Source organism: Marinoscillum pacificum (assembly GCF_024714495.1).
Taxonomy (GTDB): Bacteria; Bacteroidota; Bacteroidia; order Cytophagales; family Cyclobacteriaceae; genus Marinoscillum; species Marinoscillum pacificum.
The window spans coordinates 30,240-55,628 of the sequence record NZ_JAMZMJ010000015.1; the positions used below are offsets into that span (position 1 = coordinate 30,240).

A 25,389-nucleotide genomic window follows, 5' to 3' on the forward strand; every position below is an offset into this window, starting at 1 on the left:
TTGTTTCTTCATCGTTATAGAATTATTTAAAGATAAAATTGAATAACATCGGTTTTCAACTAACCACCGCTGATATGAGAAGAATTATACTTTCAATTGGTTTGATTATTGGATTTTTGTCTGTTAAGGCACAGGCACCTACCTTGACATTCCCTGCTTCAGGAAGCGTAAATGAAGATACCGATTTCATTTTCTCAGGAGCTGATACGTTAATAGTAAATGATGTGGATGCAGATGAGAATATTATTACTGTAGATGTTTCAGTTTCTAATGGTGCATTCACCCTGTCAACACTTTCGGGAATTACTACTAACTCAGGTTCAAATGGTTCTAACGCATATAATTTTTCCGGATCGTTAAACAATGTTGGTGCCGCATTAGGAAATGCATACTTTTCACCAACAGGAAATTACAATGGTGCTGCCAGTGTAACTTTTGGCCTGACTGGTGATACCGATGGAGTGGGAATTGGCGGAACTGTATCTCTTACTGTTACAGCTATCAATGATGCTCCTACACTTACTGGAAGTGTTACATTAACAAGTGTTAGTGAAGATAATAACGACCCTACAGGAGATTTGATATTAGCGATCATTACAGGTTTCAATACAGATTATGCAGATGAAGATGCTGGAGCATTAGAAGGGTTAGCGATAGTAGGTATCGATAACTCAAACGGAGCATGGGAGTATTCAGTAAACACTGGCACTGATTGGACTGCATTCAGCACACATGGAACAATCTCCAACACCAATGCGGTGTTATTGTCCGATGCAGCCACCAACCTTATTCGTTTTGTACCTAATGCAGATTACAATGGAGGCTCCGGAAATATTACTTTTCAGGCGTGGGATCAAACCAGTGGAAGTTCAGGAGACAACAGTGTTGATGTCAGTACCAATGGAGGAACGACCGCATTTAGTAACGGAACCGGAACCGGTAGTTTGACTATTTCATCAGTAAATGATGCTCCTACACTTACAGGAAGTGTTACATTGACAGGTGTTAGTGAAGATGATAACGACCCTACAGGAGATTTAATATCAGGGATCATTACAAGTTTCAATACAGATTATGCAGATGTAGATGCAGGAGCATTAGAGGGGTTAGCTGTTGTGGGCATTGATGATACGGATGGAACATGGGAATATACGGTGAACAGCGGAACTGTTTGGACAGCATTCAGTACTCATGGAACAATCTCCAACACCAATGCGGTATTATTGTCCGATGCAGCCACCAACCTGATTCGTTTTGTTCCGGATGGAGATTACAATGGAGGCTCAGGAAACATTACTTTTCAGGCGTGGGATCAAACCAGTGGAAGTTCAGGAGACAATAGTGTTGATGTCAGTACCAATGGAGGAACGACCGCATTTAGTAACGGAACTGGAACCGGTAGTTTGACTATTTCATCAGTAAATGATGCTCCTACACTTACAGGAAGTGTTACATTAACAGGTGTTAGTGAAGATGATAACGACCCTACAGGAGATTTAATATCAGGGATCATTACAAGTTTCAATACAGATTATGCAGATGTAGATGCAGGAGCATTAGAGGGGTTAGCTGTTGTGGGCATTGATGATACGGATGGAACATGGGAATATACGGTGAACAGCGGAACTGTTTGGACAGCATTCAGTACTCATGGAACAATCTCCAACACCAATGCGGTATTATTGTCCGATGCAGCCACCAACCTGATTCGTTTTGTTCCGGATGGAGATTACAATGGAGGCTCAGGAAACATTACTTTTCAGGCGTGGGATCAAACCAGTGGAAGTTCAGGGGACAATAGTGTTGATGTCAGTACCAATGGAGGAACGACCGCATTTAGTAATGGAACTGGAACCGGTAGTTTGATTATTTCATCAGTAAATGATGCGCCAACACTGACAGGAAGTGTTACATTAACAAGTGTTAATGAAAATGATACGGATCCGACAGGAGATTTGATATCAGGCATCATTACAAGTTTCAATACAGATTATTCTGATGTAGATGCGGGAGCATTAGAGGGGTTAGCCGTGGTAGGCATTGATGATACGGATGGGACATGGGAATATTCGGTGAACAGCGGAACTGTTTGGACAGCATTCAGCACACATGGGACAATCTCCAACACCAATGCGGTATTATTGTCAGATGCAGCTACAAACCTTATTCGTTTTGTTCCGGACGCAAGTTACAACGGAGGCTCAGGAAACATTACTTTTCAGGCGTGGGATCAAACTAGTGGAAGTTCAGGAGACAATAGTGTTGATGTGAGTACCAATGGAGGAACGACCGCATTTAGTAACGGAACCGGAACTGGTAGTTTGACTATTTCATCAGTAAATGATGCTCCTACACTGACAGGAAGTGTTACATTAACAGGAATCAACGAAGATAATACAGATCCAACAGGAGATTTGATATCAGGGATCATTACAAGTTTCAATACAGATTATGCAGATGTAGATGCAGGAGCATTAGAAGGGTTAGCTGTTGTGGGCATTGATGATACGGATGGGACGTGGGAATATTCGGTGAACAGCGGAACTGTTTGGACAGCATTCAGTACTCATGGAACAATATCTAATACCAATGCGGTTCTATTGTCTGATGCAGCTACCAACCTGATTCGTTTTGTTCCGGATGGAGATTACAATGGAGGCTCTGGAAATATTACATTCAGGGCATGGGATCGAACCAGTGGAAGTTCAGGAGACAATGGTGTTGATGTAAGTTCCAATGGAGGAACTACCGCATTTAGTACTGGTACAGGTACTGGAAGTTTATCAGTTAGTGCTGTAAACGATGATCCAACTAATTCAGGATCTGCTGCCACATCTCCACAAACGGTTTTGGAAGACCAGGCTTCAACTATTGATTTATCGAATATCGTAATTGCCGATGTGGATGCTGGAACGGGAACACTTGATTTACGTATAGTTGCTGCCAATGCAGGCGAAGTGATTACAGGAGCAGCTGGTACAGGTATTACTTTTACTGGTAATGGTTCAGATGATGTGCTAATATCTGGCAACCTGACCAATTTAAATAACTATTTAGCTGGGTCAAATATTAGTTTCACAACTGAATCTAATGTTAATGGAACCAGTATTTCAACTTTAACACTAAGTATTGATGATAATGGCAATACTGGGACTGGCGGTGGCTCCTCACAAGCTTTAGGAACTATATCTATTAACTCAACACCAGTAAATGATAAGCCAACGATGCCTGCATTGTCGGATCAAACTGGTAATTCTGGTGTTAGTGGCTTTATTACAAATTTTATAAGCCCTGGAGACGTTACGTTGGGACCTTCAGATGAAGAAACCGGAGGAGCAAATGAGCAAGCCATTTCAACATTCAATGTTACCGTATCTAGTGATATCAATGGGGTTATATCCGGAACGCCATCAATTGTATTCAATGGATCTGCTTATGATCTCAGCTGGGTAGCCAATAATAACGTATCCGGTACAGCTACAATCAGTGTAACTGTCACAGATGATGGAGGAACAGCAAATTCTGGTGTAGCCACTTCAGATCCTGAACTATTTGATATTACTATTTCTGACAATCAAGGCCCTATTGCTACCCCTTCTCCTGCGAATGGTAGCAGTGGAGTTTTATTTTCCTCACATACAAATTCAGTTTTCATCACTTTCGATGAAACTACTATCGCTAATGCTGGAAGATACTTACGACTTTCTCAGAATGGGAGTTTGGTTGAGACTGTAGAAGTAACGGACCCTGAAAAAGTACAAGTGTCCGGTGGAAATGTCTACACCTTTACTTTTGACAAAGTATTCGTAAAGGATTCTTCTTATACGATTAGTATTGATGCAGGGGCATTTGAAGATGGAATTGGAAATTCTTTCAACACATTTGCATGGTCCTGGACGATGCAAATTTCTGGAGGAGATTTTGATTATGCTGATATAGCTAAGACCTTTCCGTCAAACGGGGCGACTGAGGTTTCTCCAAACTTAACAACTTTGCAATTCATTTTTAATGAACCAGTTAGGCTTCAAGATAATGATGATAATGTTGATGTAATTATATCTTACCCTAACCCAAATGTTGGACCTCCTACAATTAGTGCAACTTTTAATACAGATTATGATGAAGGTTCAGATCCTGGGTTCAGTGTTGTGCAAACAGCTTCAATAACTTCGAGCCCTGCAGGAGGTGAAGCTGCAGGAACTGTTTGGTATCTCGACTTTTCTTCCCAGGTGACTCTTTTAGCTAGTACAACATATACCATCACAATTGAAGAAGCTGCATTTGAAGATTTTGGAAATCCAACGGGAGATGGTAACGACAATGATTTCCGAGAAGGAAGTGGTGATTATGTTTTTACATTTACAACTTCTTCTGATGGAACCCCTCCAGTTTTTGATGGAACTAATAGCAGTCCAGCAGATGCAGCCACAGTAGATTTGTCCAGTGATGTTAATTCTCTAACCATGCGTTTATTCGAACTAACGAATGGCGTGGAGAAAGGCACCGGAACAATAGATTTATATGTAAACCCAGGAAGCCCTCAATTGATCGAGAGTATTAATGTTTTATCATCTGATGTGGTTATCAATGATGTTGGTTCTGGTAATTATGATGTTACAATAGATCTTACGAATCGACTATCTGGAAGTCTTGATTATTTTGTTCAGGCTTCCGCAGGATCATTTGAAGATGGAACAGGAAATGAATTTGTAGGTATAACTAACTCTACCGATTGGCAGTTCACCACCGATACGGAAAACAATCCACCCTTAGAAATTTCAGCTAACAGATATCCATTAGACAATGCCAGTAATGTGGATATTTCGGATGATTTTACTATGGAGTTTGATGAGCCGGTTTTTGCTGGGACTTCCGGTGAAATAAGATTGCTACTTGCAGCAAGTAATACTGTTATTGAAACGCTTTCAATGCCAACAGACGCTTCTCAAATAACTAGTAATGGTAATACAATTTCTATTGATTGGACCAATGACCTTTCTGGCTTTACTACCTATTTCGTTCAAGTTGAAAGCGGTGCTTTAATGGATAGTTCTAAAAATGCTTTTGCCGGATTTACATCCAGTCAGAGTTGGAATTTTGTAACCGAAAGTGGTACAGATGTAACTGGGCCGGTGGTATTGAATACTTCTCCTGTTAATGGAGCTACAGATGTAGATGTTTCATCAAATGTTGTATTAACTTTTAATGAAGCGATAAGCGCAAATTCTTCAGGAAATATTATTTTAAATTACAGTTCTGCAACAGATGATGTGATTCCGGCAAGTCACTCAGGTATTTCCATCGTTAACAATATTGTAACAATCCCTGATTCTCTATTAAATATTCCATTTGGAGATGCGGATGTGGATATTGAGTTGGATGCTAATGCATTTTTAGACGGGGAAGGTGTTGGAAATCTCGCTCTTGGTGCAGGTAATTTCACTTTTGCTACCGAATCCGACAACCAGTCGCCGGCAATTTTAAGTTTAACTCCTGCAGATGATGCTACTGGAGTTGTTGTAACTGGAGCACCAATTTCAACTTTAGACATTACGTTTGATGAAGTTGTCAACGTTCAAACTGGAAGCGTGAGAATTCTGTTAGCAAGCGATCTTTCAGTAGTGGGTTCTGTTGCTGAGACCGCTATTTCAGGAGGTGGATCTACTAACATTTCTATTGATATTTCAAGTATTAACTCCGCATTGAGAGAGGATAGGGAGTATTATGTTTTTATTCCTAATGGATTGTTTACGGATGCTTTTGGTAATGATTTCCCTGCATTTGGAGGCGCAACAGGCGATTGGTCATTCACAAGTGAGTCTGATGTAACTCCTCCAACAGTTTCAATCACTCGAGATGCTTCTACAACTGGGTCTGTAACTGGCGGTACATCCGATGATCCTGTAAGCTTTACTTTGACTTTTAGTGAAGAAATAGATCTAGCATCATTCAGTAAGAGTGATATTCAGGTTACTTTAACTGATGTAGCAATTGATGGAAATGGAACATCAAATACTGCTAATCAATTTTCTGGATCATCTGTCACATTATCTACAAGTGATAATATAACTTGGAGTTTAAGTTTTAATACAATTACCACTACAGGAGTTGAAAATGGAACCATTGCTATTAGCCTTCTTGATGGTTCTTTCACAGATTCAAATGGTGTGGCATTTGATGCTGCTGGGGAAACTAATGCAGGGCCAATTACAATTGATTTAACTGCACCGTTAACGAATTCAGTTTCGATCAGTTCAAACAGAGGCTCAGGTTCAGGAGCATTAGTAGGAGATATAATCACTTTGGAGTTTGAAGTAAACGAAACACTTTTGAAGGACCCAGTGGTCACATTTAAAAGTGGAGGTGGTGTAATAAACGACAATGTGATTATTGACGATACCAATGCACCAACGTATACAGCGACCTATACAGTGAGTACGTTGGATAATTCTGGTATTGTTTCATTTACAATTGACTTTACGGATTTAGCAGGGAATGATGCAGTAAGAGTCACATCAGTATCAGATCTGACAAGTGTTAATGTTGATGCTGAAGCTCCAGAAGTATTGTCTATAGACTTGACACCGTTGACTGTAGGGACAGTAAATGGTACTAGTCAGAATAATTTGACTTATACGATTGTATTTTCTGAAGCGATTGACCCAGCAACTTTCTCTATTGCTGATGATATTGTTTTGACAGGAGATGGGGGAGTTTCAGTAACTTCTACTAGCTTGACCTCAGGGGATCAAATAACCTGGACACTTACATTATCAGGAATTACAGGAAATGGTACCTTCAGTTTTAATATCATCAATAATGGAACAGGAACTAATATAACGGATGGTGTTGGTAATACCATACCTGATGAATCAGGAGCAACACCAAATGTCATAGCATCTACGGAGGAAACAGTTGTTTTTGATAATAACTTCCCGATTATAAATACTCTAACACCGTCTGCTCCAAGTGCAGGGACAGTTTCAAATACCAATTCAGATATATTGAGTTACACCATAGTGTTTAGTAAGCCAATAGATCCTAGTACCTTCACATTAGATCAAATACGTCTGCGTTCTACAGGTACTGTTACGATTAATGGGATTAATCCAAATACTTTACTGGCAAGTGATATAGGGTTTGAGGCAGGGGCTCTTAATGAAAATGTAATAGAACTTACAAATAGTGGAAATAATAGAAACTATACCTTATCAATAGGTAATAGCGATGGCTTCGTTGCCGGTGATGGTAATTTAGGAATTACACTTATTGGATCTCAAATTCAAGATGCTGCTGATAACTATTTAGGTGGTGGAACAGGTTCAAACCAGCTTTCTACACCAGATTTTGTAATTGATAATACAGTTCCAGAATTTACGGCTATAGAATTGTTAAGTAATAATGTAGATAACCAACATGCCACAAATGGAGATGTTGTAACACTTAAACTCTCTGCAAACGACAGATTAAGTGCAATTCCATCAATTAGTTTCTTCAGTAATGATGTTGCCGTCCAGGGTACCGTATCTGTAGTCGATGATGCCCCAGGAACATTGACTGATTTTACAGCCACCTATACTGTCGATGGAATAGGAAGCGCCGGTGTAGATAGAGATGCGGATGGATTAGTTGGTTTTAATATTGCGTTTGCAGATGATGCGGGCAACAGTGGTGTAACTATTAATCAAACAGCTTCTTCATCAGAAACTACCGATGGTAGCGAGATTGAGGTAGATACAAATGTGCCAACGGTTACGTTTTCTGATGGTTTAGCAGATCCTTCTAATTTAAACCCTTTTACTATTAATGCTAATTTTGATGAAGTGGTTACAGGGCTCACCGTGAGTGATTTCACTGTAAGTAATGGTGCCATAACGAATATCACCGGCACTAATCCAAGTTTTACCCTGGAGATAACACCGTCAAGTCCACTTGATAATCAGATTACCATTCATTTGAATGCATCTGCAGTGATCGATGATGCCGGAAATACAAATATTCAATCCGCTGATCACATTATTGACTTTGATGATATAGCTCCTGTAATTACTGCTTCAGCGTCTGTTCAAGGTAGAGATTTGACACTGTTAGCACAACTGAACGAACCTGGTACGTTGTACTATGTTGTTGTCGCTGATGGAGTAACCGTAAATAGTAGTGAGGTTAAAAATGTATCAGGAAATGCTGCTGGTGCAGTGGCTAGTGGAAGTATTGTTTTTACTTCTGGTGGAGTAAATGTAACCGAACTAATATCGCTGGATGCTGATCAGACTGATTATCGCTTATACTTGGTCTCTGAAGATAATGTGGATGCATTGAACCTGCTGACTACACCACAATTAATAAGTATCACTTCTGGAGGAGTAAGTATCACAGCACCATCATTATCTAATATCTGTATTGATGGAGATTATTTTTCATTAGGTGATATAGTAATAACAGAAACCATAGCAACTGATTTTAGAAGTTCTATTTCTCAAAGGACTCTTTTGTTAGAACTGCCAGATAATTTTGAATTCAATTCATTGGTGGGGTCAGCATCTGTTAATGCAACTTCAGATATCACCATTGTGAGTACGTCATATAATTCCTCTTCAACTGCTGTCACAATTCGCTATAGTGTATCTGGAACTGCCAATCTAGATGTCATGACAATTACTGGATTGGAAGTAAAAGTATTGAGTAATGGTGATGGCAATATTCAGGATGATAATGTTACTAACGCCCAAATTGTAAGAGGTGGCGGATCTGGTGATATTTACCTTGCAAATGAAGAGCACTCTCCTGTATTTGCATCACTAACTACTATAGCTCCATATAATGCCCCAGTTGTAGTAACATCTATTACTGGTTTAGAAACACAGCCATATATTATTGAAACAGATAGTGTAATCTTTGGAGACTTTCTGGGCGATAGTGTCGTTGTGTATGAATATGATGCATTTGACGATAGTAGATCACCGATGACTATCGGTGCTTTGACAGCAGGTAATGAAATCAGGGTATATAATAATGAAGATTTAGATGTTTCAAATCTTGTTTTAAGTGAAAATACGGTGGCGAATAGAGTGGTCACAGTGGCAGACTTAGGGCTAACTCAAAATGATGTTGGAGTAAATACCTTCTGGATTACCGTAACAGATGGAAGTGCTTGTGAAAGTGCTCCAGCTGTATTCTCGGTTGCTATTATTCGTCATGAGAACTCATCCAATACCACGGCTTTTTCTAATGAAGATCAACTTGGAACTACACTTAGATATACTTACCCAACAGGGAATATAGCTTTTCTAGATGGTGATGGGTTAACGAGTTTTAATTCGAATAGTGATTTCTCAAGTCCAGTACAGAATGGCTATTCTGCAAGGTATATACCAGCAGCTGCTGGTGCTGGTACTGATACTGTGAAATTTACTTTGACCAATAGCAAAGGACAATCAGCGAATTATTGGGTCAAGTTTTTGGTTTATCCAACGGAAAGGGTATTTGAAGATACTGATATTGGAGATTTAGGTTTATGTGCCGATGAGCTTGAAAGAGATGTAACTATATATTCTGTAGCGAATATTGATTTTGCTGATACAGGTGATGATGCAGACCCAGACTTTCACGCGATTAGAATTTATGAATATTCGGTAACAACAGGTCGTGGTAATCAGGTTAGTTCAGACCTTCTTTTGAATGTGGCAGATACCCTCACTGTAACTACACCTACATCTAGAACTGGATGGACGATAGATTTGGATGCAGCATTGGCTCACATGACTGCTACTGAGTTTAGTAAGACCTATGAAGTAGTTATGTTTATTGCGGATGAATCAACTGGCAATGTTTCAGAGTTAGCTTCGGAAGAGTTTACTATTTATAAAAACCCAGAAGTTTCCATAGCTAATGTCAATGATTACTATTGTGAAGATGACGAAAGCTTTAACATTCAAGTACTAATTAGTTCATTTGATCAATTCAATCAAACTATTAGTATTTCGGCACAGGGTTACTATTTACTGAAGTACAACGAAAGTGATCTCGATTATACAGATACAGTAAGAAACTATACTTCTCCGGCAACGGCTGTTTTAAACCCTCAAAATCTGAATGGAAATGTCCAGGATTACTTAAACGAGGATGAAACAGGAAGGTATAAAATTGTTTACACAACTGCGGCAAGCCCATCGGTAGCAGGATGTATCTCATATGCTGAAAAAGAGTTTGAATTGTTAAGCAAGCCAGATAAGCCTACATTGACCAATGATCTGACCAATATTGGTGGTTTGGTTGAGACTGATGGAGATGGTTTAGTGGATGATTATGTGCTAGAGTTTGTACAGGGAAATGTGGTGCCAAATATAGTGGCTGATATTACAACAGGAGATTCGATCATTTGGTACAACGATGCCTTAGGGTCGTCAGCATTGAGCTCTCAAGGTCCTGAAGGAAGTACTATTACCGCAGAAACACTATTCGGAACTACAACGCCTAACGCCTCCAATAGAACGATATATTTTGCACAACGCACTTCGGTTGGTATTGATGGATCTAGTTTTGAAGGGTGTGAATCTGACTTAAGAAAAGTACAAATAATTATCAGGGCTATACCAGGGAGCGTTGTAGTAAATACAGCTGCAATTACCGCCGACACTACAAATGCGACGAACTTAGGAACACAAGTTGTTTCAGAAGCAGGTGTAGAAGGTACTGGATATATTTATGAGTATTGTGCTGCTGAAGGTACCAATGCTGTTTTGGAAGATTTGATTATCACTTCTGGGCTAAATACTGATGTTAATAATCCTGGTGAATCCTATTTTACTTTATATGATGCTGACGGATTAACTGAGCTGTTGCAATTTACAGACCCGACTTTATCAGGAACAGTTGCGCCGACTTTGGAGTCTGTACTGTCATATACGCCTGTGGCAACAACGTCCACAGGCTCTTCTAAGTCATTCTATATCTCAAGAACAGATTTTGATAATGATCCATCTAATGATGGGGTAGAATTCAATGGATGTGAAAGTGATCTTAGGAAATTTACGATAGCTGTATATCCAGTTCCTTCTGCACCACTTGATGATGATTTTAGGGGAGGAGAGAATGCAGCAAGTCGTCAAGCATCAGAAACAGGAAATGAAATTACATACTACATGTGTTATGGTGATCAGTCGACCTTCTCTCAGCTTGAGGCTCCAAATACAGCTGGTGCAGCATTCACATGGTATGTAGATGATGGGACTGGTACTGCTCCCGGAGCTGCATTAAATGCTGCTGCATTCAATGATCGATTAATTACTCTGGAAGAATTAGAAGACCAACTGGTATTTGATGATTCTGTTAGTGGAGAGTATGTTTATTGGTTGACTCAGACAACCAATGATAATGCTGCTACTGATTTTTACGGCTGTGAAAGTGAGCCTACCAAGGTTACAGTTGTTGTTTATCCGGATCCAAGTACTCTTCAATTCGATGTTAATAGTTCTCGAAGTTTAGAGGTTAGTTATTGCGAAGGTGATTTGGGTGATGTCTCTTTTGATCTTGTTGGTAACCCTAATTCTACATTTAGGTATTATGAAGCTAACTCATCTGGGCAGCCTACAAGTGCTGCAACTGCACTATTTGGTGGAGCTGTAGATGAAGATGGATTAGTTAATGTTACTACTTCTTCGCTTCTCTTGTCTAATGCAACTCAAGGTCGATATCATTTCTTAATATCTCAGATAAATGATATTGCTCCTAATGACTCTGATTTTACAGGGTGTGAATCAGAAATTAGTGACATGGCCTTTTTGACAGTTAATGTTTATGACATACCAAATGCACCAAGAGTAGTAGGTGATTCCAAAAGAACTATCTTCTTTAATGAAGACTCAGTCATTGCCAATGGAATTACAGTAACGGCAGAACCATCTTCGATAGTGAGATGGTACAGAGATGAAGATGCTGACGGCCTGGTAGATGGCGATCCAATATTTAGAGGAGTAACGGCCTCATCATCAGATTTAGGACTAGATGGGGTCAATGGAGCGTCAGTTGAAAGGTTTATAGTTACACAGGTAGCTGATAGTGCTGCAGGAGCGTCCTTTGTAGGGTGTGAGAGTAATGGATTATTTATAAATATTTTGCAAATTCCTGATATGCCAGTTACTACTGATCCAAGCTCTTTCTGTGAAGATGAAGTTATACCTACTAATGTTAGTATATCTTATTATGGCTTAAGTCAAGAGGAGGGATTGAGTCAGTTTAATTGGTACGATGGTGCTAATGATATAAATACATTCGCAACTACTCAGCCTACATCCCCAGATCAAAGCAACACTTTTGTAAGAGATTGGGCCAGGTATATTGAATTAAATGATCCAGAAGGTCTCGGAATAACTCATACAGTTTATGTTAGTCAGCAAATCGCTGTACCAACTAATTCCCAACAAACTGGAGCTGTAGTGGAGGGGCCACGCTCACCAGTGACAGTTATATTCTATCCAAGACCAGAAATTGGGCAATACAATGACGAAGGTACCATTAGTGCTTTTGAGGTGATTGAGGCATGTAATAATTCACTTGTTACTCTAAATGTAAAGCTTGAAAATGTCCAGGTGGATGATGCTACTTTTAGCTGGCGTGCCGGTCAGACAACCACTAGTGCTTTATCGATTACTCCTGTCTCAATGATTAAACTTGGTGATTATGAAGCGCAGTTTGCTTTAGATCCATCAGGGTTAGGGTTTGGAGATAAGTATTTTGAAGTAAGAGTAGAAGATAACAATAGGCCTGCTGATTTAGGTGGATGTTATGCTGAAGCAGGAATGACTTTTGAAATTGGTACTAGCCCAATTCCTAAGTTAAGATGGGAAGGTATTACTGAAGGAAGACCTACAACGTTAGTATTTGGTGATGATAATACAAATGTTTCAGCAAACTACTGGGTAGATAGTATCCATGTTGATATACCAGGAGCTAACTGGAGCATGGGAGTAAACTTTGATCAAGGAACAGTAAATAGGAATAATTTATTGACTATAGATTCTGTTATCTTCCAAAACTCAGGGGAATATATCATTGACGTCACTTACATTTCTGGATCTGCATGTGTGGGAGAATTAAGCAAAACAATAACTATTCTTGATCATTTTGTGGTTACTGATAATATCACATTTGGTTTTGATGGCTCAGATGATGGTGATTGGTTTGCAGAATATACCGATGGGTTTGAGGAGCGATCATTGGCTTGGGAAATTGGTTCATCAAGTTTTGACGGTAATGACAATGGTAATGGAAGCTTCTGGGTAACAGGTGATGGCGATAAGTACAGTGCAGGTGCTGAGTCATGGGTTTACTCACCATCGTTTGACCTATCAGGAATGACCAATCCAACTGTAGGGTTTTCACATATTCGTGATTTGAATTTTACAGATGGTGTTGTTTTACAACAATCTACTGACGATGGGCGAACTTGGAGACCTGTAGGGTCATTCCAGCAGGTCAGTGAATCACAAGGGTTAGGATCTGGTAAGAACTGGTACAATACCGAACAGATAAGTGGAGCTCCGGGAGATGAAGGTGTCAACTTTAACCCAAGGGCATTTGCCTGGTCGAATAGAGATGATGACCCAGGTTGGGTTGTGACGGCTCATAGGATCACTGAGCTACATCGTTTCGTAAGGTTTAGATTTGCATTAGGTAGTACTCAGGGTGATAAAGTAGAAAATGATAATGTAAGTCCACAAGATGGTTTTGCTTTTGACGATTTCAGTATTTACAATAAAGAGAAGTTTATTCTGATAGAGCAATTCTCTGATTTTTCATCCACGGCTATTAGAGCTGCAGATTCTGTGGTAAGTAGAGTTCAAAATGAAATAGCAACCGATGCAATCTTATTGAATTATTACGTTGGAAATAATGGCATTACTGGAAGGACGAATTCAGATCCTGCAGCTAGATCAACATACTATGGTGTAAATGCAGCTCCTAGGTCAATCGTTTCGGGAACTAATGTTGAAAATGAAGAGGAACTAAGCGAATTGAATGATGTGACGGGATGGAATGTAAATTACTATAACAGTAGAGCACTAGATCAGGCGTTGTTTGATATAGGTGAAATTTTACTAGGTAGTGATCCTTCGTCCATTGATCTTTCAACAACCTTTACCTACTCCGATCAAGGCGATTTCCTTCCAGAAGGTACAGAGTTGTCGTTCAGGTTTGCAATTGTTGAGAAGGAAATAAATGATCCGGAATTAGTAAGTCAGAATGGTGGTAAACCATTAAGAAACGTACTACGCAAAATGTTGCCAAGTACTGGAGGATTTACTTATAAAGGAGTCGTTACACCAGGGCAAACTGTATTCTTCAACGGGAGCTCTACAATTGAAGCAAGTTGGGGAATTTCAGATATTTACGATGTAGATCAGTTGATGGTCATTGCTTTTGTACAGGTTGATAATCTGCCTGATTCTTACACAGGTGCTTTGGTGGAAAACAAATTGATACTTCAAGCTAAGGCCGTTGATGTGACCGGAAAGATAATTCCAGCTGTCACAGGAGTGACGCCAATTTCCAAAGTTGATCAGTTTGCCATTTATCCAAACCCTGCAAATCGTTCCTTTAAGGTTCAGCTAGAAAAGGCTCCTACAACTGATATGGATTGGATCATATATGATCAAGTGGGTAGACAAGTTAGGCTAGGGGCTATTAAGCCAGGAGAGTTGGAAATTGAAATTGATTCTAATGAACTACCAAGTGGAGTTTACTTAATTCACTTCTTTAATGATGAGGTGAAGTGGCTTCCGAAAAGGTTGGTGATTATTCATTGATAAGTTAGCAGAGAAACAAAAAGGGAGTCAAAATTAATTGACTCCCTTTTTTTATAAATAGAAATTCTTACTCTATATGAAGATGGTGAACATGTTTTCTAATAATATCCACCTTCTTGGTAATGTGTTTTATGTATTTATTTAATTCTACTTCTATCAGATAAACTTGACCATCGTAAGAGTTTTCACCTATATCATTTCTCAACTCTTTGGCATTTTTTTCAATTTTTCCTTTTTCGATACACTCTTGGTGAAGGAAATGAATTAACTCTTTCATTGCATAGTGACCTTCAAACTCTTTGATGTCTTCCAGCGTTTTTTCAATCTCTTTATCGTGATTAAATCGTTGAGCCTTGACTAACCTTTGATACAGAACTGAGTCAAAATGATGAATATCATTTAGTAATTCAATCACTTCAAACCTGTAGGATTCATTATCGCAAAAAGTAATTAGCCCTTCATAGGAGCTTAATTTTTCTGCTTCAGTATCCCATCTGTAAGTTAATTTATCAATCGACTGTCCAAGGGTTTCATTAGTAGTTTCCTGTGCTTTACCTATAAAACTAGCACCAATAAGAACTAGTCCAATACCAATCTTTTTCATCGAAATTAATTTTATATCCATTCTATACCTCGCAAAATCTGCACCAAGTTCATTAATACAACGTAAAATTTGAAAAATCCTTTGTTGAGATGCTGAAATATTAGATAGAAGTGAATAAAACTAGGGTGAGCGTTCTGTTAGCTCATTTTTTTGAGTTGGCGAATCAAGTCTTCTAATCCGTTTAGTCTGATTTCATACATTGTGTGTAGAAGCATACCTAGTTTTCCTTCAGGAAAACCTTTTGATTTGTACCATACCAGATAGTGTTCAGGTATATCACAGATTAGTGTTCCTTTGTATTTGCCATATGGCATACGAAAGGTGACAAGACTGGTTAAAATTTGCTTATCCATTTCGGGTAAATTTACGTTTGCGAATTTAGGCCTGGTTTTTGCAAAACACTGTGAAGACTAATTAGTATTTATAACTAATGAAGAAACTTACGACAATAATATTCATTCTGTTTACAACTTTTGGAGTCTACGCTCAAAGTGATGTAGCATTTCCTCTTGGGGAGAAAATTACTTTTAAAGTACAATATGGGTGGTTCACTCTTGGAGAAGCTTCGATGAGCTTAGGTGATGAGTTGGTCTATAAGAATGGGAAGGCACATTATTCCAGTAAAATAGAGGCTGGCACTGTAGGGATGTTTAGTTGGCTTGCGGGAATTGAAAATAACTATCAAGGAATAGTAGCAGTAGATAATTATAAAGTTATTGAATCTGAAAAGCATCTCAATGAACGTGATGGGAAATATGATCAATGGAATGTGTTTGATTATAAGGCTATGAAGACTTACGTGAAGGAAATAAATCCTGATAAGAAAGATATAGTTAAAACATATGAAGTTGACTTAACAACTAATACCTATGATATTCACGGTACTTATATGTATCTCAGAAGTCAGTTGGGGCAAAAGTTTAAAAAGGGCGATTCTCTAATGTTTAAAACATACTGGCATACCAAGTTGTATAATTTTGGAATGGAGTATGGTGGTGAGGAGAAGATTAAGTTTAATGGGGATAAGGTTAAAGTCAAGAAATATTATGGGCTATTTCCTATTTCTAAGACATTCCCAGAAGAAAGAGCAGTCACTGTTTATATTCTTGAGAAGGATGGCTTGGGTATTCCTCTTCTAATTGAAGCACAAATGCGCATCGGAAAGGTCCGATGCGAATTGAAAAATTACGAAATTAAGGGGCAAACCTTAATGGTGTCAGAATGAACAGATTGTTCCCTTATTGATTTTCTGGTAAGCTCCATAGAGTTTTACTTTTTTACCTAAATAGTCAGAGCAAAAGGAACCACCTCTTGAACTAAGTTGCTTACTCTTGAGGTGTTGTTTTTCTAACTTTTTACCCCAATAGGCCACAAGCATCGCGTGAGATGAACCGGTAGCCGGATCTTCTAATTGCTGAACGTGCGGTACAATTGTTCGACTTACAAAATCCAATTCTGGTTGGGTTGAAGCAGCAGTAACTACGTATCCGAATGTTTCCATAGTTCTCAGTAATTCAAAGTTTGGGCGCATGGATGCAACACTGCTTTCTGAATCAGTCAATACAATATTTTTATTATTCGTCTTGTAAAAGCCTAATACAGGAATGCCTAATGCTTCTTTGAGTGCTTCTGGAATTTCTAATTCTTCTGTAACATCAAATGCATCAAGCTCGATGTAGCATTTGTAGTCGTTGTATTTGCCTCCTTTTATTTTTGCTTTAGAAGCTTGGAGGGTTATTTCTTCGCTAGGATCAAAGTTATCATGAATAAAAGCGATAGCTGCCAACGAGCCATGTCCACATAACTGAATTTCGGCATCAGGAGCAAACCAACGTACTTTCCAGGTGTTAGCCTCTTTCCAAAGAAACGTGGTTGCAGGCTGCCAGAAGTCTGCTGCTATGCGCTTCATTCTAGATGCTTCCATTGGAGAGTGCAACCAAACTACACTGCTCGTATTGCCAAAGCATTGTTCTTTTAAGTTGGTGAATACTCTATACGTTTCAAAATCAAATTCCCGCATTCTACTTTAATTTACCTCTCTGGTTATATTCTTTGATTCTTACATTTAGTTGTTTGAAATCAAGCTTACCGCTTGTTTCTAAGAGATGGTCGATGATGGCTAAAGCTTTGTTTATTCGGCTGTCGGTGTTCTTCACTTTACTTACTATGTAGATAAGGTTTCTTTGTTTTCCTGGAGTAAGTAGGTGGAAGTATTCGCTAGCAAGTTTGTCTTGATTCAAAACAGTCTCAAATTCCACGGGCATTTCCATGCCATATTTGGACTCGTCTCTAGCAAGATCTAGAGTGACAGAATCGCCAATTTCTAGTTGAAGTTTTTTTTGTAATTCCTGATTGACCAGTATGTACCAGTATTCTTTAAAAGGCATCAAGCCGCTGGAGATTTTTACACGGTCGTTGATTGTGCAGATTACTCTGCGTTGGTCTCCTTCTATGAACTGATTTGCTATATCAATAGGAATAGGGAAGTGTAGCTGGTACACGCTAGAATTCGTGTCTGTGAATTTATCAAGTGTGGTTTTTACCCGCATATATTCCGTAAATGGATCTCAAAGCTAATAAAACAATCCATCTACACACCGAATTGTTTTGAGCCCGAATAATCTATGGATTTACGTTTATTGAACCGTATTTAATGCGGCTTGGTTTAATTGAAGTGTTTTGAAATTTGCTTGTGTATTGTTGGTTGAAATTGAGGATATTGTAAAATTATAACGATTGCAATTAATTTAAATTTTCGCAAGTTAGGCAGGAGTTGAGGTATCTTTCGTAAATAGAATAGGCTGGTCCAGGCATTCCAAATAGAGTAATGATTTTATCTAACCTTATTCTGTCCGTTCCTAGTTGTAAATATTTTTCATAACCACTTATAAAGAGTTCTTCCGCTTTACCTTCTTTTTGATTGATTTGATTTATTTCGTTATAAAAATGGATTTTTCCAATTTTACCCTCATGACACTTTTTTACCACTTCAGCTTCAAAATCTGGATCTACAGGTAAATATTTATCTTTATATTCCATAAATTTTATCAAATTTGAATTTGCCATGATGATAGAACCAATTTTGGTTAAAAAAGATTTGAAACCAGTTATTAACTCAATATAAATTATGGTATCTGAAGTACAGAAAAAGAAACTAGTTCATTTTTTCGAATTACTGGATTCTCATAAAAACGGCTTTTTGCAATCTGACGATTTTTCTGAGATTGCAGAGAGAATTCGTTTAGGCTTAGGATATGAAGCAGGAGGAGAAAAGCATGTATTTCTTGCAAAGAAGTCAGCTAAATTTTTTCATACGTTGCTCAACGCAATCTCGCACGAAAATAAGCAAGTAATTTCGATGCAGGAGTGGATTGACTTTATAGATACTAAGATAATCCATAACGATGATGAAGAGTATAAAGAAGAGTTTGAAGAGTTCATCATAGGGTTCTTGTTTGACTTGTTTGATGATAACCACGATGGCTATATTTCTACAGATGAATATGTAGACATGTTTGTGGTTTATGGAATAGATATCAAATACTCTGCAAAGGCTTTCTTAAAGCTAGACCTTAATAAAGACGATAAGTTGTCTAGAAATGAACTGTTGCATTCTTTTGAAATGTTCTTATTCTCAGATGATCCAGACCAGCCAGGAAACTGGATATTTGGAAACTGGGAAGATTAAAAGAGTTAAGATTCAAAAGCTTTTCTAAGACGGGGGAATAACTGGAAAATTCTATCTAAAACATAGCTGTTTCTAGCCCCCATTTCAAAGGAGTCCCCATCTTCATCTTTCCATTTGATCATGACCTGTACCTTATGTATTTCAATAGGACGGGTTACTTTTTTTACAATCACATAATCTTGAATGATGCCTTCTTCGTTTTCTTCTGCTTTTTGTGGTAGGCCATGATCGAGCTGTAAGAACTTTGATTTATCCTTGACAAATACCCTTAGGTAGTGATAGGTAGTTTGTCCAAAATACCCTTTTTTGACTCTTACTTTATAGTACCCAGGCTCAATTCTCATTAAACTAAAATAATTAGTAATTACTAATAATAATAGCAAATCTAAAAATCGTGAGAGGAGATTTCCTAATCTTTTCGTTATATTTCGATAAGTAATTTTATGAAGAGCTATGTGCTATGATGTAAGTTATCTGACCAAAAAAACGAAGAAGTACGCCGAGCATATTGGTGAAACTACCTCAGAGATTGATAAACTCGAAAAGCAGCTTGATGTATTCGTGAAGTCGGAGGGGCCAGTCTATCATACAATCGCATTTGATCACCGTAGATTGCCCGTGGTTACGGCAAATGATCCAAAATCATTTCAGTTCTATCAGTGGGGCCTGATGCCACATTTTGTAAAGGATTTGGAGCAATATGCTCAGCGGTATACTGCCAGATATTTGAATTCCAGAATTGAGACTGTTTTTGATAAATCTATGTTTAATCAAAAACTGAGTAGAGATCTTGAAAATCCGTTTTATAAGTCTGCATTGGAGAGAAGGTGTGTCGTGATGTTAGATGGATATTTCGACTGGCATTGGCAAGGAAAGAACTCCTATAACTTTTTCATTCGTAATAAAGATGAACAACCTATGGCTGTAGCGGCGATTTGGAGATCCTGGAAGAGTGAATCAGGTACAGAACAACGAGATACAGTTAGTTTAATTACGACTGATGCTAATCCTTTGTGCAAGAAAGTACATAATAAACCTAAAGGAAGTGAGGGGCCAAGGCAGTTAGCTATTCTAGATGATTCGATGAAACAGGCGTGGCTGGATGTTGATATGAGTCCAGATCAATTGTTGAAGGAGATCAAAGTTTATCCAGAGGGGAGATTAGAAACATTTCCAGTCAAGAAACTTTTTGAGCAACATGGACGATCTAGAATTGCCTTAAATGACGAAGAGTGTGTGAAAGAGGTGAAGTACTCTACTTTGAAGTTTGATCAATCTAATGGAGAACAGTTTAGTTTGTTTTAGAAAATTAAAGCTGGCTGATACCATCCTAGTCTAAAATGATCATTAAGGAGATTCCGAGCATCATTAAACAATCCATCCATATTAAAGCTTTTTTAATATGTCCTCGTTGTTGTTCAGTGAGCCCCAGAATATCTTCTGATCGGCTTTCTAAATTCTCCATACCAAATTAATTTTTAACAAGACTAAGGTCACTAATTAGACCATGGTATGTAAGAGAGAAATGCCTAGATCAGTAATTAGGAGAAATGCTTAACAGTGTAGGTTTTTAACTATGCTGTTGTACAAATGACTGACATTGAGCTTTAGGTCCAGCATAAAGAATGCCCTGACCTTTTTTAATCACTACATAACTGCCCATGTCATCACTAAACTTGACAATAAACTGCGATTTTGATCCGAATAACTGAAGTAATTTGTTCATGGTTTCCTGTCTTTTTAAGCTGATAGTAATAAAGATAGAAAATATTGTACTAAACTTAGCTATTTGCAGATGAAATATTTAATACTTCCGTTGAATTAGGTGATTTACCCGATGAATGCGTCTAGGTATTTTTCGTGTTTCGGAAGATTTTTTTGTCAGCGTAAAATGTTCCAAACGGTATTAGTGAAGCTATCAAGGCAATACAAGCATTCTTAAATTTCCATTCGTAGAAGACGATGCATTGAATACACATAATCGTGTAAGCTATAAATAGTATGCCATGCGCCATACCAACATACATATTTGGTTCTTTGATGTTCATTCCATATTTCAAAGGCATTGTAATAGCGAATAACAAATAGCTAATACCTTCTAAATAAGCAACAATTCTAAAGCGGTCAATGGGAGATGAAATACTCATGAGCAGTTTTTTGTGCGCAAATATAAAAGGCAAACATGTTTATGTACTGTTTAAATACGTGTAACTATTTGGTTACTCAATTGGGATTTCTTATCTTGTAACTAAATGGTTACACATTATGTCTAGAGATGTATTTGTCGGGGTGTCAGACCCAACACGTAGGTCGATTGTTCACATGCTTACTGTCAAGAGCATGCGTCTAAATGATCTTGCTGAAAACTTTGAAATCAGCAGACCAGCGATCTCCAAACATGTGAAAGTCCTTGAAGAATGTGGGGTTATCGCTATTGAGTCAAGAGGGAGAGAACGTATTTGTCAGATAAAACCACAAGCTTTGAAAGAGTTGGCTGACTGGATCAATCAATACAAAGCCTTTTGGAATCAAAGTCTGGATCAGTTGGAGTTCCTTTTAAGTGAAGAATCTAAAAATCAAACTAATGAATAATTACGGTGAATTAATTGATCAAAATACGCTCCAATTTAAGCGGTTATTGTCTGGTAAAATTGAAAGAGTTTGGCAATACCTAACTGACTCGGAACTACGAGGTAAGTGGTTTGCTTCAGGTGCCATTGACCTAAATCCTCAAGGGGCAATGGAGTTAAACTTTCATCATCAGTCGTTATCTAAAGAAAATGATCCTATTCCTGAGAAATATCAGAACATGAAAGATGGCAGTAAGTCTTCGGCTGTTGTTCTTAAAGCTGTGCCACCTTCACTATTGGTCATTGATTGGGAAGGGAAGGTAACCTTTGATCTCGAGCAAATAGCTGAAAATCAGGTGTTATTAACGTTGACTCATGAACGTTTGCAAGACTCTAGAGATTACAAAATTGGTGTCTTTGCTGGGTGGCATACTCATTTGGATATATTGGTTGATGTTGTTGCCGGGGCAGAGCCAAAAGGGTTTTGGAGAGTGCATATGCCTTTGGAAGAGGAATATGCGACAAAACTTTGAGGTTCGAAATTCTTGGTTATTTGTCTTCTTTTAATTGACTATCTCCTGGTGAAATGCGATAGTTGTCTGCTATACTGTCTGGAGTACTCACTTCCATCATTGCACTATTGTCTTCCAGGGCCTCTAGCTGGTGAGGTTGGAGAGGAGGGTTTCTCCAGGTCATTCCTTTTGAAAGTTCTTGACTTCTTTCTTCGCTGGTTTCTGAGTCTATCCAGCGCAGAAGGAATCTGCCGTCGGTGACATACCAACTTTCATCTTTTTCTTTATGGAAATGCATACTGCATTTATTGCCAGCTTTTTCAAAAACCATTAGCTTACCACAATAGAGATTGTTTGTGGCCCAAATGAGTTCGTATCCCCATCCTTTTTCTACTCTACCGGATAATCTTTTCTCTGTGCTCATTTAGAGTGTGTTTTTTGAAAACTTCTTATTGGATTGGCGAGGATAAATAATGTTGGTGTAAAAGTATGAATGGAATATAAGAATCTTTCTCAGAAGATTCAGTTCAGTAAGTGGCTTGAGAAGTAAGGGTGAAAGATGTCTAATTATGTTTTGGCTTTTTAGAGCTCCAAAATCTTCATAAATTCAATAAATCGACTATCTTTAAATCTGTTGCCGAAGTAAATCACCCACAACATTTAGGTTTCACAGGTTGCATATCGCCATTTAATTAAATGGTGTTTTTGTTATTGAATAATTCATAATGAAGAATAATGCATATACCTCTAAAGACGTGGATAATTATACATGTATGCTACAGAGAGATTTTTCAGGCTCCTGTTTTAATAAAAGATTTAAAAAGGTGGGTAAAATCTGAAAACCTATCTGAAATAGATTTGTCTATCTATTCTTTGATCGAGGAAGGAACACTTTATTCTGAAAATGGCTATTTGGTTAGGAGCGGAAATGAGCAGTTCATTAAAAACCAACCCGGCAAATCAGAAACAACCAGGAAATTGTTGGATTCGTTGAAAGGAGTAACTCGATTCTTAGCTAGTATTCCATTCATTAAGTTTGTAGGAATATCAGGCTCAATTGCTGCAGAAAATCCTACTGCTGATAAAGTAGGATTTAATAAAGGGAATATTGATATTGACTTTTACGTCATTACCGCCAGGAATACTCTTTGGATATTTTTAATTTTTGAAAGGATTTTTAATAATCTCTATCATTTAATATTCAGGAAGCATACTTATTGTTTCAATTATTGTACAGAAGAGGATTTTTTAGGGATAACGAATCAAAGTTTCTATACAAGCACTGAATTGAACAACTTATTGAAAATCTGTGGGCCTATGGGTAAAAATGAAGTCCTGATGCAAAATTTGTGGGTAAGCGCTTATTATGACTTAGAAATCAATGTCAGAAGTCGAGTTATTAGAAATGATCGAAAAATATTCAACCTGATTTTAAAATTGCCTAATAAAGCGCTTTATTATACCTATTTTTTACTTAGGTCGCTCAAAAAGTTTGAATTAAGGATTCTGACACTACCTAGATCCGAATTTGATAATTCATATAAATACAACCTTCGAAGAATGTCTAATCCTAATGGTGGGTATGAAATTCAAGTTTCTAGACGTTTCACTGAGTTGCTGAATGAATATTATTCAGATTATTATGACGAAGAACTCATTGCATTTCTCTTTCCCAATTCTTCTCTAGCCAAGAGCTTAGATCCAGAGAATGACAGGATGGTTTACCAAGGCTACATATCTAAATATGCAGATTGAATGAAAAAGGTTTTATTTAGTCACTCATATTTTTATCGGTTTGATGAAAAACAATGGAAAATGGCAGAGCCATATCCTCCATTGATGACGATTACATCCGCCGCATTATTGCGAAATCATGGGTATGACGTTCAATTATTTGATGTAGGACTAAGGCGGTCTGAAGAGGAAATAGAGGCTGTTTTAAATAGCTACAAACCTGATTACTTTGTGATCTTTGATGATGGGTTTAATTACCTGACTAAAATGTGTCTTACTACTATGCGTGAGGCTGCATTTAGAATGCAGAAACTCGCAAGCGATATGGGAATAAAGGTTATCACTTGTAGTTCTGATTCAACAGATCATTTGGAGAAATATCTAGCCAATGGAGCAGATTATGTGCTTAAAGGTGAAGGTGAACTTACTTTATTGGAGTTGTTAGATACTATAGGTTCTCATCGAGATGTTTCTGGAGTTAAGGGTGTTGCCTATCTAGATAATGGTGAAGTGAAATTAACACCACCTCGCGCTGCAAACAGTCGTCTTGATGACCTTCCGATGGCTGCCTGGGATTTGATTAATATTGAGCCCTACAAGAGGGTTTGGTTAGATAAAAAGGATATCTATTATTTAAATATAGCTACTACTAGAGGATGTCCTTATAAGTGCAACTGGTGTGCTAAGCCAATATATGGGCAACGTTACAACGTTCGTTCGGTTACTAAAGTAGTTGATGAAATCGAGTTTCATGTTAAAAATCATCAAGTTGATCATTTTTGGATGTGTGATGATATTTTTGGGTTAAAGCCGGGGTGGGTACAGGCCTTTCGAGATGAATTGAAATCAAGAAACCTTCAAATTAGATATAAGATACAATCAAGAGCTGATTTATTACTTCAAGAGGATAATATTCAAGCATTGGTAGATTCGGGATTGGACGAGGTGTGGATTGGCGCAGAATCTGGGTCTCAAGATATTCTTGATGCTATGGACAAGGGAACAACCATTGAGCAGATTAAGGAAGCCACAAGGTTACTTAAGTCAAAAGCAGTTAAAGTAGCTTATTTTATACAGTTTGGTTATTTAGGAGAGACAAAATCAGATATTCAAAAGACTATTGATCTGGTTTTGGAGATGATGCCAGAGAACTTAGGAGTTTCAGTGTCTTATCCTCTTCCTGGGACCAAGTTTTATGATGTAGTCAAAGAAGATTTAAAGAAGAAGTCTAATTGGGTTGATTCTGATGATTTGGATATGATGTTTCAAAACACCTATCAAAAGGGTTTCTACAAAGTGCTTCATCGCTATTTACATAACAGGTATACCATTAAGAAGAATTTAATACTATTAAAGAAAGTTTTATCGTCTCCTTTAAACTTAAGGTTTTGGCACTTGAGAAAATTGGCTTCTCTTGGATTTAATTTTTCCAAAGCGGGTATTAATTACTTGAAATTATCTAGACTCAGTTGATGGC

17 protein-coding genes are annotated in these 25,389 nt (G+C 38.0%); 8 read left to right on the forward strand and 9 right to left on the reverse strand.

Features of this window, described 5'->3' with window-relative positions; translation table 11 throughout:
- Positions 1-74: 74 nt before the first annotated feature.
- Positions 75-14,804, forward strand: coding sequence for an Ig-like domain-containing protein (locus NXS00_RS23025; protein WP_258101641.1), 14,730 nt, complete (start codon positions 75-77; stop codon positions 14,802-14,804).
- A 67-nt stretch (positions 14,805-14,871) separates the two neighbouring features.
- On the opposite strand, the gene NXS00_RS23030 is transcribed toward NXS00_RS23025, so the two are convergent.
- Together NXS00_RS23030 and NXS00_RS23035 are read right to left on the reverse strand one after the other, a co-directional pair.
- Entirely contained in the window at positions 14,872-15,408 is a 537-nt protein-coding gene (locus NXS00_RS23030) for a hypothetical protein (RefSeq protein ID WP_258101642.1), read from the reverse strand.
- Between the two features lie 137 nt (positions 15,409-15,545).
- A complete protein-coding gene (locus NXS00_RS23035) occupies positions 15,546-15,761 on the reverse strand; it encodes a DUF3820 family protein (protein ID WP_258101643.1) in 216 nt (71 codons plus the stop codon).
- A 77-nt stretch (positions 15,762-15,838) separates the two neighbouring features.
- Between NXS00_RS23035 and NXS00_RS23040 the strand changes: the two genes are divergently transcribed.
- Complete coding sequence (locus tag NXS00_RS23040) at positions 15,839-16,633, forward strand: DUF3108 domain-containing protein (protein ID WP_258101644.1); 795 nt, start codon at positions 15,839-15,841, stop codon at positions 16,631-16,633.
- Here NXS00_RS23040 and NXS00_RS23045 read toward each other — a convergent pair.
- The 3 genes from NXS00_RS23045 to NXS00_RS23055 all read right to left on the reverse strand — a co-directional run bounded on the left by NXS00_RS23045 (position 16,625) and on the right by NXS00_RS23055 (position 18,474).
- Positions 16,625-17,428, reverse strand: a complete 804-nt coding sequence (locus NXS00_RS23045; RefSeq protein ID WP_258101645.1) for a PhzF family phenazine biosynthesis protein — start codon at positions 17,426-17,428, stop codon at positions 16,625-16,627. The genes NXS00_RS23040 and NXS00_RS23045 overlap by 9 nt on opposite strands.
- A gap of 1 nt (position 17,429) precedes the next feature.
- Positions 17,430-17,957 (reverse strand): YdeI/OmpD-associated family protein, encoded by a 528-nt coding sequence (locus tag NXS00_RS23050; protein ID WP_258101646.1) that lies wholly within the window; start codon positions 17,955-17,957, stop codon positions 17,430-17,432.
- Between the two features lie 193 nt (positions 17,958-18,150).
- Positions 18,151-18,474 carry a hypothetical protein gene (locus NXS00_RS23055; protein ID WP_258101647.1) on the reverse strand — a complete coding sequence of 108 codons (324 nt, stop codon included), beginning with the start codon at positions 18,472-18,474 and terminating at the stop codon, positions 18,151-18,153.
- 61 nt (positions 18,475-18,535) lie between these two features.
- Between NXS00_RS23055 and NXS00_RS23060 the strand changes: the two genes are divergently transcribed.
- Positions 18,536-19,096, forward strand: coding sequence for an EF-hand domain-containing protein (locus NXS00_RS23060; protein ID WP_258101648.1), 561 nt, complete (start codon positions 18,536-18,538; stop codon positions 19,094-19,096).
- A gap of 5 nt (positions 19,097-19,101) precedes the next feature.
- Here the strand turns inward: NXS00_RS23060 and NXS00_RS23065 are convergent, their stop codons facing one another.
- Positions 19,102-19,440, reverse strand: coding sequence for a hypothetical protein (locus tag NXS00_RS23065; RefSeq protein WP_258101649.1), 339 nt, complete (start codon positions 19,438-19,440; stop codon positions 19,102-19,104).
- 109 nt (positions 19,441-19,549) lie between these two features.
- On the opposite strand from NXS00_RS23065, the gene NXS00_RS23070 reads away from it, so the two are divergent.
- The gene (locus tag NXS00_RS23070) at positions 19,550-20,401 is read left to right on the forward strand and encodes an SOS response-associated peptidase (protein WP_258101650.1); all 852 of its coding nucleotides are present in this window, start codon (positions 19,550-19,552) and stop codon (positions 20,399-20,401) included.
- Between the two features lie 265 nt (positions 20,402-20,666).
- Here NXS00_RS23070 and NXS00_RS23075 read toward each other — a convergent pair whose 3' ends face one another.
- Both NXS00_RS23075 and NXS00_RS23080 read right to left on the reverse strand, forming a co-directional pair.
- The gene (locus NXS00_RS23075) at positions 20,667-20,822 is read right to left on the reverse strand and encodes a hypothetical protein (RefSeq protein ID WP_258101651.1); all 156 of its coding nucleotides are present in this window, start codon (positions 20,820-20,822) and stop codon (positions 20,667-20,669) included.
- Positions 20,823-20,943: 121 nt separating this feature from the next.
- Positions 20,944-21,243 carry a DUF3817 domain-containing protein gene (locus tag NXS00_RS23080; protein WP_258101652.1) on the reverse strand — a complete coding sequence of 100 codons (300 nt, stop codon included), beginning with the start codon at positions 21,241-21,243 and terminating at the stop codon, positions 20,944-20,946.
- Between the two features lie 118 nt (positions 21,244-21,361).
- Between NXS00_RS23080 and NXS00_RS23085 the strand changes: the two genes are divergently transcribed.
- Together NXS00_RS23085 and NXS00_RS23090 are read left to right on the forward strand one after the other, a co-directional pair.
- A complete protein-coding gene (locus NXS00_RS23085) occupies positions 21,362-21,688 on the forward strand; it encodes an ArsR/SmtB family transcription factor (RefSeq protein WP_258101653.1) in 327 nt (108 codons plus the stop codon).
- Entirely contained in the window at positions 21,681-22,199 is a 519-nt protein-coding gene (locus NXS00_RS23090) for an SRPBCC family protein (protein ID WP_258101654.1), read from the forward strand. The genes NXS00_RS23085 and NXS00_RS23090 overlap by 8 nt, the downstream gene beginning before the upstream one ends.
- A 16-nt stretch (positions 22,200-22,215) precedes the next feature.
- On the opposite strand, the gene NXS00_RS23095 is transcribed toward NXS00_RS23090, so the two are convergent.
- On the reverse strand, positions 22,216-22,602 hold the full coding sequence (locus NXS00_RS23095; protein ID WP_258101655.1) for a cupin domain-containing protein: 387 nt from the start codon (positions 22,600-22,602) through the stop codon (positions 22,216-22,218).
- A 311-nt stretch (positions 22,603-22,913) separates the two neighbouring features.
- On the opposite strand from NXS00_RS23095, the gene NXS00_RS23100 reads away from it, so the two are divergent.
- Together NXS00_RS23100 and NXS00_RS23105 are read left to right on the forward strand one after the other, a co-directional pair.
- Complete coding sequence (locus tag NXS00_RS23100) at positions 22,914-23,933, forward strand: hypothetical protein (RefSeq protein ID WP_258101656.1); 1,020 nt, start codon at positions 22,914-22,916, stop codon at positions 23,931-23,933.
- Positions 23,934-25,385: a B12-binding domain-containing radical SAM protein gene (locus NXS00_RS23105; RefSeq protein WP_258101657.1), complete on the forward strand. Its 1,452-nt coding sequence runs from the start codon at positions 23,934-23,936 to the stop codon at positions 25,383-25,385.
- The last annotated feature ends 4 nt before the right edge of the window (positions 25,386-25,389 follow it).